This window comes from Oceanisphaera sp., from assembly GCF_052084945.1.
GTDB lineage: Bacteria > Pseudomonadota > Gammaproteobacteria > Enterobacterales > Aeromonadaceae > Oceanimonas.
The window spans coordinates 1-11,883 of sequence record NZ_JBQDEX010000093.1 but is presented as its reverse complement, the minus strand read 5'-3'; the positions used below and the strand labels follow the sequence as shown (position 1 = coordinate 11,883).

Sequence of the window (11,883 nt, the reverse complement as noted above, 5' to 3'; positions counted from 1 at the left end):
TATTTGTGGGTAGGCAAAGCGCTAGCCTTTAGCGACTCCCACACCATCAGGCCTGCTACATTATCGATGATATTTATAGCAAGCAGGGCAAGCAGCCTTTACCCCCGCGCTAAAACACGTTACATATAGACAAGTTAACAAGGAGGTTGCATGTCTACAGATACAGTTACGCACCGTAAACTGGTACGGATACTCACGGCGATAGGGCCCTATCTACGGGAGTTAAAGTCGAGCGAGTCACAGTATTTTTTTGATTGTTTGGCGGTGTGTGTGAGTGCCAAAGCTGCCCCTAATGAGCGTGAGTTTTGGGGCTGGTGGCTAACGCTTGATACTCAAGATGGTCAACATTTTGAATTTCATTATCAATTTGGCTTTTTTGATATTGAAGGCGAGTGGCAAGGGCGTGCCTTACCTAAAAAGCACCAAGCAGAAGTGACACGTACATTACGTGATTTTTACGCTAAACTAGCAGCCTGTTTAGAGAGTCTCTCCCTCACTATTAGCCCTAGTGCTACGTTAGAAAAAGATCATGTACTAAGCCTTGCTTAGGCCGTTTGCTGCATTGAGTTGCGATCTTGGGTGTTAGAGCGACGTATTTCATTTTATTATCTTGCCGATTTCGTCGGTACTGTTATTAGTCAAGATTTGCAGGGCGTTCCATGAAAGGCAAAACCATTGTTGTAAAATTGGGCACCAGTGTGCTTACGGGGGGCACTCGTTATCTAGATCGCGCCCATATGGTTGAGCTGGTGCGCCAGTGCGCCAGTTTACACCGCGCTGGCCATCACATTATTGTGGTCACTTCCGCCGCCATAGCGGCAGGGCGTGAGCATTTGGGGTTTCCTGAACTAGCCAATACCATGGCCAATAAGCAAATGCTGGCAGCTGTGGGGCAAACTCAACTTATCCAAACTTGGCAATCGTTATTCAACCTTTATGGCTTACATGTGGGACAGATCTTGCTAACTCGAGCTGATCTGGAAGACCGCGAGCGCTATCTCAACGCCCGTGATACGCTGCGCGCCTTATTAGATCAACGCATTATTCCTGTGATCAATGAAAATGATGCCGTGGCTACCAATGAAATAAAAGTAGGCGATAATGATAATTTATCTGCCCGAGCGGCTATTTTAGCGGAAGCTGATCTCTTGGTATTACTGACAGATCAAAAAGGCTTGTTTAGCGCCGATCCGCGCAATGATCCTAAAGCACAGCTGATTGAAGAAGTAAAAACCATAGATGATACCCTGCGTAAACTGGCGGGCGGTAGTATTGGTGGCTTAGGGACTGGAGGCATGGCCACTAAGTTACAAGCGGCTGACGTAGCACGTCGTGCAGGCGTTGATGTCGTGATTGCGACCGGCCAAGTGCCAGAAGTGATTGGTCGCTTAGCCGATGGTGAGCGTATTGGAACGCGTTTTCCAGCACTGGCTACGCCATTAGAAAGCCGTAAGCGTTGGATTTTAGCTGGCCCACCGCCTCATGGCGAAATTCACATTGATGCAGGGGCGGTAATAGCGGTACGTGAAAAAGGTTCCAGCTTATTGCCCAAAGGCATAATGCGTATTGAAGGGCGCTTTCGCCGCGGTGAAGCGGTACGTATTGTTAACCCTGAAGGGCGTGAATTAGCGAGGGGGATTTGCCGCTACGATGCCCTGGATCTGAATGTCATTAAAGGACAGCATTCAGAGCAAATTGAATCTTTGTTAGGACATGGCCACGGCCGTGTGGCTATTCACCGTGATGATTTGGTGCTGTTGTAGTACTAGGAGAAAAAATGAATTTGGAACAAATGGGACAGGCCGCACGCGATGCCGCTTATGTGTTAGCGGATAGCTCAACACGCACCAAAAACCAAGCGTTATTAGTGATGGCTGATGCCTTAGAAGCCGCCACTGAGCAAATTTTAGCGGCTAACCAGCAAGATTTACGCGCCGCCCGCGAGGCAGACATTAGCGAATCTATGTTAGATAGACTTATGCTAAACACTGAACGGCTAACGGCCATGGCAAATGATGTACGAAACGTCGTATCCTTGCCTGATCCCGTAGGGGGGGAGCTAGACAGTCGTGTATTAGAAAATGGCATGCGCTTATCTCGCCGCCGAGTACCATTAGGCGTAGTGGGGGTAATTTACGAAGCGCGGCCTAATGTGACCATCGACATTGCTGCTTTATGTCTAAAAACCGGTAACGCCAGTATTTTGCGTGGTGGTCGCGAAACCTTTCATACTAACCAAGAGTTAGTCAAAGTGATTCAACAGGCACTAAGTGCCAGCCAATTACCCCAAGCGGCAGTTCAATATATCAGTGAGCCTGGCCGCGAGTGGGTCAGCGGTTTATTAACACTTGACCAATACGTGGATATGATTATTCCTCGAGGTGGTGCCAACTTACACAAATTATGTAAAGAGCAGGCCACTATTCCGGTGATTATTGGCGGTTTTGGTATTGGTCACATATTTGTAGATGCTAGCGCCGACCTAGCGCGCTCTATCGAAGTGATTGATAATGCGAAGACGCAACGCCCTAGTGTGTGCAACACCATAGATACTTTATTAGTACATGAGCAAGTTGCCGATAAATTACTGCCAGCCTTAAGCCAGCGCATGGCTGAGAAAGGGGTTATGCTGGTGGCTGACAATGCGGCATTAAGTGTATTAAATCAGGGGCCTGCTCAGGCTCGAGTGGCCGTTGAAGGAGATTTTGATACCGAATGGTTGGGGCTAACTCTGGGTGTTAAACTGGTGTCGGATGTGGATGCCGCTTTAGCGCATTTACGCACGCATAATGCCAGTCACTCAGATGCGATATTGACCAACAGCATGACCAGTGCTGAGCGCTTTATTAATGGTGCTCCTTCTGCTGCAGTGTATGTGAATGCGTCAACGCGTTTCACTGATGGTGCTCAATTTGGTCTAGGCGCAGAAGTGGCTGTATCTACCCAAAAGCTGCATGCCCGTGGCCCCATGGGATTAGAAGAGCTCACCAGTTATAAATGGATTGGTCAGGCAGATTACCTGATTCGGCCATAAGTCGATGGCTGTCTGCGTTAAGCCGTCAGTTTTTAGCAACAGATATGAAAATAGTACCCAGTGAAGTGGGATAGTATTAGGTGAAGAGAGGAAGTTATGCCATCCAAGTTGTTGGACGCCTTGTTATTGGCCATGCCCTTACCGCCCACTTTAGAAACATGGCGGCTGCACTTGAAAAGTCAGTTACCTTATCCTGTACAAGGGGCGCAAACCTTATTTATTGGCGAGCCTACCTTGGTCATAGTGGCCTTTCAACACGATAAGGTTGATGTCCTGCTGCCGGCTATTCAGTGGCGACATCACGACATTCATACCGCAAAGCCAACGTCTCAGGGAGTAGTCACTGCTCATAATGGCACATTAGAGCAACTGCTGACGCTGGTAGAAGACACGATTGCACTGCGCTTAAAGTCATTTCATGAGTGTAGTTGCTGTGGCAAACGTTGTGCCCCTGAAGTATTGGGTTCACTGCAAGGTGAGCCTGTATGTCGTGACTGTATTAAAGGCCGCCGAGTACTGTTTTAAGAGCATGCTGTACGTAATAAGCCGTACGCTAACCGTGAAGCAGAACATTATTTATTAGGAAAAATCCCATGGCCGTTGAACAATTTAATGCCACTGCACATTTGCAACAAGGCACAGTCGTTAAGGTGCAAGCGCGCGGGTTTGAATTTACCTTAGATGAACCGCCAGAGTTAGGTGGCACCGATACTGCGATGAATCCAGTAGAAGCACTATTGGGCACATTAGGAGCTTGCCAAGCCATTGTGGCTCGTAGTTATGCTTGCAAATTTAATGTTGAGTTGGATGCGTTTTGGGTAGAGCTTGCAGGGGACTTAGATCCCGACGGTTTTATGAATAAAGCCGATGTACGCTGCGGTTTTACTGATATCCGCTACACCTACCACATTAAATCATCGTCACCTGAGCAGAACATTAACGACTTTATCGACTTTATCGGCACTAAGTGCCCAGTAGGCGACAGCCTAATACAAGGTGTTAAGCTCAGCCTTGCCGGTGTCGTTTGCCACGCCTAATCCTCCGTTTTTATCAGACTGAGCAACTGGCTTATTACTTACTTTAAGCAGCGGCCTCTGGGTTCATCGCTTTTGTGCAAGACGATATCTGAGTGTAAAAACTGAGCGGCTGCGGCGGACTCTTGCACCTTAATGGCGGTGCGCGCCAGCATAGCCGTTTCAAACCCCTGCAATAGCGCATCTCGTATTCCTATTTCTCGCCAGTGTGACTTGGGGTGACAGCCTTGCACAATGGCGCGAGCTAAGGCTAAGGCATCTAATAACGCTTGATTTGCCCCCTGGCCTTTAAACGGGCTCATGGGGTGAGCAGCATCGCCTATTAAGGTGGCAGGGCCGACTTTTTTAAACAGCTCAGGCTCAAGTAATGCACGATCATAGACCGGATAACCCGATATTTTAGCCTCTGCTGTGGCGGCTAAAATCTGTGGAATAGGGGGATGCCATTGGGTGCGTTTACAGGCTTGGGTTTTAAGAGCACTCACACCTTGCGCACTCAAGGCTTTTGCCTCCTCCTCGGGCATTGGAAAACTAAGCTGCCACATTACCGAGTCAGCATCGTAGGGCATAATATAAATACGCTCATGCCCATTGGCTGTTTGAAACACGGTTGCCGAGTCTAATAAGTCACTTTTCACGCCCGTTATCGCGCTTAACGGACAAATGCCTAAGATCACCATACACCCTAAATACTGTAAAGAGCTGGCATCTTGCCCCAGCAATAGCGCCCGAGTGCGACTACGAACACCATCAGCTCCTACCACAAGATCAGCTTGGGTTGTTCTAAATTGCTCGCCTACTTGAAAGCTAAGTTCAACACCTTTAGTGGTCGTGGGACTAATGTCAACGAGTTGATGACCCCAACATACCTCTTGGTGCCCTTTTAACTGCTCTAGCAGCGCTAAACGTAATGACTGACGGGCAATGTGCACATTGGTGCGCTTAGGTGTACCTTCGGTCGTTGTATGAAGCCACTTTCTCATGCCCCATTCGCCAACAATATCCCCGTCTGTGGTGTGTACTACGTGACGAGTTGACACCACGCCTTTGTCGAGAGAGAAAATTCCCAAGCCTTCAATGGCCTTGCTGGCTTGTTGTAGGGTCAAGCCATAACCCTGCGCGCGAGCGGAAAAGTTGTTATCACGTTCATATAAGGTAAACGGAATGCCACGGTGTAAGCAGGCCACCGCCAGTGCCATGCCACCAATGCCGCCGCCAATAATGGCGACAGTGGGATAGTGTTCGGTATCTGCAAGCAGCGGCTTAGCGGCGCTGACTAGGCCTGATCCGTTACAGACCGGGCACAAGGATAAATGTGCCTTAGGGCGTGCAGGTGCTATGCCCTGGTTGCCATTTTTTTTAAATTGAAGCAATGCTGCCTGATAGCTTAGTTTAACTTTTTTGCGGATTTTCTGGCTGTTTCTACCGCGCCCTTGGCACTTTGAGCAGGGTGCCCAACTTGCTGATTGGTTATGTAAACTGATGTTGGTCACCCTTAATAAAAGTATGGCACTGTGATTAATGCCGCACCTTATTATAAAGGATAGCCACGCACTTGCCTTGTTCTAAATCAGTTAAGGTGGAGAAGTGCCTTAAAAAAGGCCGCGCTCTTGCTGAGTGCGGCCCTTAGTATGAGTGGTTAACCGATAAGGTTAGTTAGGCTAGCAAGCGAGCCAGCCATAACCGAGCAACCATGCCGGGTAGGGTGGTAATGCCGGCGGTGGCAAAGCGTAACTCTCCTTTATAGGCCACCATTAAGGTGGGTGTTACGCTAATACCGAGCGTTTGCCCAAGCTTATTATCTGCGTCATTAACCACAGTAAACTGGTAGCCTTTTTCGCGGACATAACCGGCTACCTTAGGGTCAACCCCTGAGGCTAAAGCGATACTTACCACGGGCTCACCCACCATATCCACCATGGGGGATACCAGACGGCATACACCGCACCAAGTAGCCCAAACATAGACTAGCACTGGTTTTTCATCACTGATAGCCGCTAAGTCTAGGGTTTCTCTCTCTAGTGTGGTGAGCAGACCAAGGGCGTCGACATTGCTAGGTAAGTCTTTACTACGCCACAAATCTACTGCGGTTACTATCACTATCAACATCAGCAGATACACCACACCCTTGCCGAGTTTTTTCGTTTTGCTCTTGTCTGTTGTTGCCACCATTATTTAGCCTCATCTAAGGCACTGATCACCTTGTTCGTGGTGAGTAACACTTCCAGCGCTTTACCTTGTACTAAGCCTGGGCCAAATACTTGGTTAAAGGGAATGCCGGCTCTTTGATTGGCATGCAAATAATCGGTGACGTTTTTATCGGGCCGCGTCCAATCTCCGCGCATTAGCACCATATCGTCATCTTGCAGCGCCGAGTACACAGGGTCACGTAAAGTGACGCCGACCTTATTGGCTTGACAGGTAATACACCAATCAGCCGTAATATCGACAAACACCCGATTACCCGCGGCAACCTCAGCGGCTATACGATCAGCATCCAAAGGTTGCCAGTCTAGCTCATCTTTAACTGGGCTTACCCAATGAGACTGAGTCGCTAAGGCAATGACGCCTGCTACTGCCCCCAGCAATAGCATGCCGGCTACGCCAAATATAAGGCCGCGGGCGCCGTTTTGACGTACTAAAGACCAGAGCGGCAGCACAATTAATAGGGCGGCTAAAGCCCAAGTGATACTAGAGCCTAAGGTATAGCTGAGCAGAGACAATAACCATAAGCTGGTAGCCAGTAGCATTAAGCCAAACAGCCATTTGACTTTTTCCATCCATAGCCCTGGTTTTGGTAGGCTACGAATTACACTTGGGAATAACGCCAATAATAACCAAGGTAAGGCCATGCCTAAGCCAAGCCCCGTAAAAATGGCCACTAATACGATTGGAGATGAAGCCAAAGCTACCGCCACTGCTGTGCCTAAAAAAGGCGCGCTACAGGGGGTAGCCAACAAAGTGGCAAACATGCCTTGTAATACATGGCCACCATTGCCATTCCCTGGGCGAGTAGCCAGCCAGGTGTTTAAGCGAGTAGGCAGGCGTAACTCAAATAAACCAAATAGGTTAAGTGAGAATAGGGCGGTGACTAATAACATAAAGCCGATAAAGCCCGGCTGTTGAAATTGAATCCCCCAGCCTAATTGCGCCCCCGACCAAGTTAGCACCAACATAAAGGCGGCGAGCAACCAAAACGACAACATAATGCCAAAGGCCGACCACAGTAATGGCGGGCGTACACTTACCGGCTCACCCGCAGCGTTAGTACGCTGGCCTAATATTAAACTATTAAGCTTAAGGCCTAATACGGGTAGCACACAGGGCATAATATTTAGCACCAAACCACCCAACACCGCATAAAGTAGCACCCACGCCAGTGATGGCATGGCGTCGGTGGTCGGGGCTAAAGAGCCAGCACTAATGGTGGCGGTTAGCTCTTCAGCTAAGCCATCATCAATAGCGGTGATCACTACGGCTTGCTGGTCAAGATTGAGATCATCATTCCAGCTATTAACGGTAAAGCGTACCTGCAATAAGTTGTTGTTAATTGATACCTTAGGCTGACTAAAAATGGCCTCTTCTAATTCGTCTACATAAATGGCAGGTTGCTGCCAGCCGCGTTCATTATGTAAGCTCACTTCAAGCTGTTGGCTGTCTGCATCCCAAGTGAGCGTTTCACTGCTCACTAGATTGGCAGGCCGTGGTACCCGTGATACTGCTTGCTGATAGTCATGGTTTAGCTGTTCATCAAGGCGTAAGTTAGGGTCCAGTGGCAACTGCAAATCGTAGTCGGTTAGCACACAAATAGTGGTGCAACTGGGTAGCGTTAGCTTGGCGTTAAAGGTAGTGCTTTTGGCACCGTCAGTCGGGGTTAACTGTAGCGGGAAATCAACATCATGCTGATACCCTTGGGTTTCGACTCCTAGCAGCATAAAGCGCTGGGGAACGGGCCACTGCCAATTCACATCTGCAAGGTTGTCTGATGACTCCCAGTTTAAGCGAGGGGCGATACCGCCCTCACCAGGAGAGCGCCAATAGGTTTTCCAATCATCTGCTAATCTAACTTGTAGCAGCGCCGGATAATGATTTTGAGCCGCATTATAGGGCCCCGTTTGTATTAAACGCACTTGTACTGGCGGGTGCTCAGGTGCTTGTTGCCAGCCGGTACTTTGGGTTGGCGTACCTTGGGCAAATAGCGTGAGCGGTGCACATAGTAGCACCATAAATAGGGTAAATATTCTGATCACAAATACAATCTCCAATAAATAAACGCAATATAATAGATGGGTACTTGCGTTAGTTTCATTCCCTAAATACGCACAACACTAAGTGTCGTCGTCGACCAGAAAAGAGTAATGGAGGAGGGTAACGGTGGTAATAACGGCTAAGTTGGGGCTGAAATAACCACAGCCATAACGGCAATAATATTGCCATTATGATAGGGTCTAATTGGCTCCATACTTTATGTAATAGCTGCTCTGATAAACTGCAGCGCTCATTATCTGTATTATTATCTGAATCGCTAGAGCTCGGTGTAACCTCAATAGGTGATGAGTGTTCACTGTTAGGTGAGTAAGCACAGGCAGTTGATAGCCCCATACGCTGGCCCAAGCATAGGCTGATTACCAGTGCGACCAATATTAACGCCAACCAAGCGGGTTGGCGCGGTATTAGTTTAGGCCGAGCGGCCATTATCCTAGAGCCAGCCAAAGCGCGACCCCCAACATTAAGCTGCCAGCAATACGGTTTAATAACTGCACTTTGCCTTTTTGCTGCAACACTCTACTCAAGGTGCGCCCGCCGCTGGCATATAGCAACATGCAAATCAATTCGAGTGATAAAATGATGGAGACTAAGAGCAGCAGCTGGCCTGGCAGAGGCGCTTGATGATCAATAAAAGGAGGTAATAGGGCGATAAAAAAAGCCCAACCTTTAGGGTTGGCAATAGCAGTAATAAAACCTTGACTGACTAAGGTACGCGCGGGAATATGGCGCGGGCCAGCATCCACTGGGTTTAATGCAAGCTTGCCCCTAGAGCGCCATAATTGTATGCCTAACCAAGCCAGGTACAGGCCACCACCGAATTTAAGTAGCTGAAACAGCGCGGGATATTGTAGCATGATGGCGGCCACGCCCACTACGGCGGCACAAGCCACTAAGCCTACTCCCACGAGTTCACCTAGCATCATCCACAGCGTTCGGCGTACACCCACCATCATGCCCAGCGACAAGGCCAGTGTCATGCACATACCTGGAGTCACTGATACGAAGAAGAAGGTGGGAATAAACACCATTAACACTGCCAAGCTGATAGTACACCTACCTATTTTGTCGTTAACGCTTATCGATAGCGTCCGCCATTGTACGCTAAGTCCCTAATGACACAAAGGGAGATAGCTTTAAGCCGTCAGCGTTCTGCTAGGGGCGCCCTTCGAGCAGCGCTTTTGTAGATACCCTGTTGAGCGTCAAGCCCTGCACTATATGTTTATGCGCCTTTATTACGTCTTTGCGAGCGTAGCGCGGCAATCCATTCTAAAAAGAAAACGCTACATCTAACCTTGTACGCTTTACGTTAAAGAAAAAAGCTGCGGTTTTGTTTTTTTCGTAAGGCGCTCAGCGTAAAACGTACAGCTATTTGTTAGATGGATTGCCACGTCGTTGCACTCCTCGCAATGACGAATGGGGTTGGCTCTGGCCTTTTGTAGGGGGATATTTAGCTAGGTGTTTTATATCAATCCCCAAAGCGCGGGCTAAAGACGAAGCGGCCGGGGGCTATGCTCATCGCCACAGGCGCCTTACTGATCCACGCATATTTAGTGTCGTTGAGTTTATACACCGGCTGGTTTTCTAAGACAGAGCGCAGTACTTGCATCATACCTTGTGATGCTGCTGTCATATCACCCTTATAGCCAAAAGCATCGACCTTGCTGTGCAGTAAATTTAAATCGCGTAAAAAAATGGCATTTTGCTGACGGTCATACACAGGGCGGCCTTCTACCACTAAGTCGAGCTTTGCCGGAAAACGTGCAATCAGGGCATTAATAGCGGTTTCACCTTTTAGGTTCAGCTTCACTATATCGCGATTATCGGGGCCAATTTGTAAGTCGAGCTTCTCAATTTGGGTATCGACTAGCCCTTGAGTGAGCCGGGGGGTTTCTTGTTCAAGCAGAGTATACAGTGATTTTTCAATCTCACTTTCTGAGACCTTGTATTGGCTCACAGAGGCACAAGCACTTAACAGCAGGGCACCTAGGGCAAGAGTTAGAGTTCTGAACATGGTGTACCTCTTTTCAAGAGCTGTCAGCCGCAAGCTGTCAGCTGTCAGTAAAACCACTCTGCTGCATGACTACGAACCAAGTTAAAGGCCTACAGCCCAGCAACAAGTGTCAGTTTTTTGTTGATGTTTTAGTGCGTATTGGCCGTCTTGTTTGAAGTTGACGGCGACGAAACGGCTATGGCTTTGAGCTTAACATTCTATCCAGCTGGTTGGCGAAAGCTTGGCGATCCGCAGAGCTCAGTGTGGCTGGGCCGCCGGTGTGGATACCACTTGACCGTAACGTATCCATAAAGTCACGCATGGTCAGCTTGGCGCGAATAGTGCCCTTATCAAACTTCTCGCCACGCGGAGTGATCACCTGTGCCCCTTTTTCTAGGGCGTCGGCAGCCAGCGGAATATCAGCTGTCACCAAAATTTCGCCAGGGGCAATGCGCGACACAATTTCATCGTCTGCCACATCAAAGCCTTTGGGTACCTGCAATTGCTTGATCAAGCTTGATGCAGGTAAGGGCAGTGGATGATTCGCCACCATCGTCAGTGGTGTATTGGTGCGAGTGGCGGCGCGAAATAAAATGTCGCGCACCACTTTAGGACAGGCATCGGCGTCCACCCAAATATGCATTAGCCTTGTCGTCCACTTTGTTTGCGCTCAAAAGCGTCTTGTAATTCACTTGGTTCAACGAGTGCGCCGGCAGCCTCGGCCACAGGGAATACTGCAACCAGTAATTCGTCTTCTTCCATGCCGGGCAGCCAGCGAGACTGCCAAGTTTGCATATTGATGGCTTCTGGTTGGCATGCCGCCCAGTCATCTACGGCCCATGTTTTGGCATAATCAGCATGGGGCCACATGGGGATACAGTCTTCGTCTTCATCAGAGGTCAGCATCATGCAACCGTGTTCATCGGTTAAAATCCACATCTCCTGGTGTTCAACCACCTTATTAACGAAGTGGTTATAACGCTCGTTATCGTGCATTTTTTCTGCGGCTGCTTGATCAGCCTCGGTTAAGCTATAGCTCATGGTTATCTCTCTATAATGGGGCGATGAATATCTGCTGGCATAATCCCATTGCAAGGCGCCACTTGTCCAGTTTTGCCGATTCCTACGGGCCGCTATCAGTTTTAAGCTGTCAAAAAAACACGACAGGAGTCGATAAAGAGTAAGAATTAAGGCTCGGTTAGAATGACTAAATTATGCGTAGTAGGATCTGAACTATAGGTTTTCCATTCAATCTATTTTTAAGATCCAGTTACTATTTTTCCGTGGGGTCAGCGGGTTCCGTTGCAAAAGTGCTTAAGTCGTTATCATTCAGCAAGCGATATCGATGAAAGTGTGGCTTTTCTTCACTAATTGCCATTTAAACGCAAACAATTGCCCAATAGCACCATTTGAGCGTTTACAGTCGCGCTTGTGCGAGATAGATTAAAACCAATTGTTTTTATATCAAGTGGGCCAAGGGCTCCAATTTACTTCTTAGCAGGGTTGCGCATGTACTTTCAAACCGACGATATTCGTATTAATCAAATCAAAGAACT

The 11,883-nt window shown here is 48.5% G+C and carries 13 protein-coding genes; 5 read left to right on the top strand and 8 right to left on the bottom strand.

Annotated features, from left to right (window positions below; genetic code table 11):
• The first annotated feature begins 150 nt into the window (after nucleotides 1-150).
• From crl to ACTHY5_RS09120, 5 genes are all read left to right on the top strand, one after another.
• The gene (crl, locus tag ACTHY5_RS09140) at nucleotides 151-549 is read left to right on the top strand and encodes a sigma factor-binding protein Crl (RefSeq protein ID WP_441878914.1); all 399 of its coding nucleotides are present in this window, start codon (nucleotides 151-153) and stop codon (nucleotides 547-549) included.
• A 110-nt stretch (nucleotides 550-659) separates the two neighbouring features.
• Complete coding sequence (gene proB, locus ACTHY5_RS09135; RefSeq protein ID WP_441878913.1) at nucleotides 660-1,763, top strand: glutamate 5-kinase; 1,104 nt, start codon at nucleotides 660-662, stop codon at nucleotides 1,761-1,763.
• Nucleotides 1,764-1,777: 14 nt separating this feature from the next.
• Nucleotides 1,778-3,034: a glutamate-5-semialdehyde dehydrogenase gene (locus tag ACTHY5_RS09130; protein ID WP_441878911.1), complete on the top strand. Its 1,257-nt coding sequence runs from the start codon at nucleotides 1,778-1,780 to the stop codon at nucleotides 3,032-3,034.
• Between the two features lie 96 nt (nucleotides 3,035-3,130).
• Nucleotides 3,131-3,559: a hypothetical protein gene (locus ACTHY5_RS09125; protein ID WP_441878909.1), complete on the top strand. Its 429-nt coding sequence runs from the start codon at nucleotides 3,131-3,133 to the stop codon at nucleotides 3,557-3,559.
• Nucleotides 3,560-3,627: 68 nt separating this feature from the next.
• Entirely contained in the window at nucleotides 3,628-4,071 is a 444-nt protein-coding gene (locus tag ACTHY5_RS09120; RefSeq protein WP_441878907.1) for an OsmC family protein, read from the top strand.
• Nucleotides 4,072-4,109: 38 nt separating this feature from the next.
• Here ACTHY5_RS09120 and ACTHY5_RS09115 read toward each other — a convergent pair whose 3' ends face one another.
• The 8 genes from ACTHY5_RS09115 to ACTHY5_RS09080 all read right to left on the bottom strand — a co-directional run bounded on the left by ACTHY5_RS09115 (nucleotide 4,110) and on the right by ACTHY5_RS09080 (nucleotide 11,368).
• Entirely contained in the window at nucleotides 4,110-5,441 is a 1,332-nt protein-coding gene (locus ACTHY5_RS09115; RefSeq protein ID WP_441878905.1) for an FAD-dependent oxidoreductase, read from the bottom strand.
• A 283-nt stretch (nucleotides 5,442-5,724) separates the two neighbouring features.
• Nucleotides 5,725-6,240, bottom strand: a complete 516-nt coding sequence (locus ACTHY5_RS09110; RefSeq protein WP_441878903.1) for a protein disulfide oxidoreductase — start codon at nucleotides 6,238-6,240, stop codon at nucleotides 5,725-5,727.
• Nucleotides 6,240-8,318, bottom strand: coding sequence for a protein-disulfide reductase DsbD family protein (locus ACTHY5_RS09105; protein ID WP_441878901.1), 2,079 nt, complete (start codon nucleotides 8,316-8,318; stop codon nucleotides 6,240-6,242). Before ACTHY5_RS09105 ends, ACTHY5_RS09110 begins: the two co-directional genes overlap by 1 nt.
• A gap of 55 nt (nucleotides 8,319-8,373) precedes the next feature.
• Complete coding sequence (locus tag ACTHY5_RS09100; RefSeq protein ID WP_441878899.1) at nucleotides 8,374-8,763, bottom strand: hypothetical protein; 390 nt, start codon at nucleotides 8,761-8,763, stop codon at nucleotides 8,374-8,376.
• Nucleotides 8,763-9,365, bottom strand: coding sequence for a LysE family translocator (locus ACTHY5_RS09095; protein WP_441878916.1), 603 nt, complete (start codon nucleotides 9,363-9,365; stop codon nucleotides 8,763-8,765). Before ACTHY5_RS09095 ends, ACTHY5_RS09100 begins: the two co-directional genes overlap by 1 nt.
• A 437-nt stretch (nucleotides 9,366-9,802) precedes the next feature.
• Complete coding sequence (locus ACTHY5_RS09090) at nucleotides 9,803-10,348, bottom strand: DUF1439 domain-containing protein (RefSeq protein WP_441878897.1); 546 nt, start codon at nucleotides 10,346-10,348, stop codon at nucleotides 9,803-9,805.
• Nucleotides 10,349-10,523: 175 nt separating this feature from the next.
• Nucleotides 10,524-10,970 (bottom strand): YaiI/YqxD family protein, encoded by a 447-nt coding sequence (locus tag ACTHY5_RS09085; RefSeq protein ID WP_441878895.1) that lies wholly within the window; start codon nucleotides 10,968-10,970, stop codon nucleotides 10,524-10,526.
• Complete coding sequence (locus ACTHY5_RS09080; RefSeq protein ID WP_441878893.1) at nucleotides 10,970-11,368, bottom strand: DUF2750 domain-containing protein; 399 nt, start codon at nucleotides 11,366-11,368, stop codon at nucleotides 10,970-10,972. The genes ACTHY5_RS09085 and ACTHY5_RS09080 overlap by 1 nt, the downstream gene beginning before the upstream one ends.
• Nucleotides 11,369-11,883: the final 515 nt, after the last annotated feature.

Bases quoted from the DNA above. Each gene is read 5' to 3' on its own strand.
- crl (WP_441878914.1), top strand. From the start codon at position 151: ATGTCTACAGATACAGTTACGCACCGTAAACTGGTACGGATACTCACG.
- proB (WP_441878913.1), top strand. From the start codon at position 660: ATGAAAGGCAAAACCATTGTTGTAAAATTGGGCACCAGTGTGCTTACG.
- ACTHY5_RS09130 (WP_441878911.1), top strand. From the start codon at position 1,778: ATGAATTTGGAACAAATGGGACAGGCCGCACGCGATGCCGCTTATGTG.
- ACTHY5_RS09125 (WP_441878909.1), top strand. From the start codon at position 3,131: ATGCCATCCAAGTTGTTGGACGCCTTGTTATTGGCCATGCCCTTACCG.
- ACTHY5_RS09120 (WP_441878907.1), top strand. From the start codon at position 3,628: ATGGCCGTTGAACAATTTAATGCCACTGCACATTTGCAACAAGGCACA.
- ACTHY5_RS09110 (WP_441878903.1), bottom strand. From the start codon at position 6,240: ATGGTGGCAACAACAGACAAGAGCAAAACGAAAAAACTCGGCAAGGGT.
- ACTHY5_RS09100 (WP_441878899.1), bottom strand. From the start codon at position 8,763: ATGGCCGCTCGGCCTAAACTAATACCGCGCCAACCCGCTTGGTTGGCG.
- ACTHY5_RS09095 (WP_441878916.1), bottom strand. From the start codon at position 9,365: ATGGTGTTTATTCCCACCTTCTTCTTCGTATCAGTGACTCCAGGTATG.
- ACTHY5_RS09090 (WP_441878897.1), bottom strand. From the start codon at position 10,348: ATGTTCAGAACTCTAACTCTTGCCCTAGGTGCCCTGCTGTTAAGTGCT.
- ACTHY5_RS09085 (WP_441878895.1), bottom strand. From the start codon at position 10,970: ATGCATATTTGGGTGGACGCCGATGCCTGTCCTAAAGTGGTGCGCGAC.
- ACTHY5_RS09080 (WP_441878893.1), bottom strand. From the start codon at position 11,368: ATGAGCTATAGCTTAACCGAGGCTGATCAAGCAGCCGCAGAAAAAATG.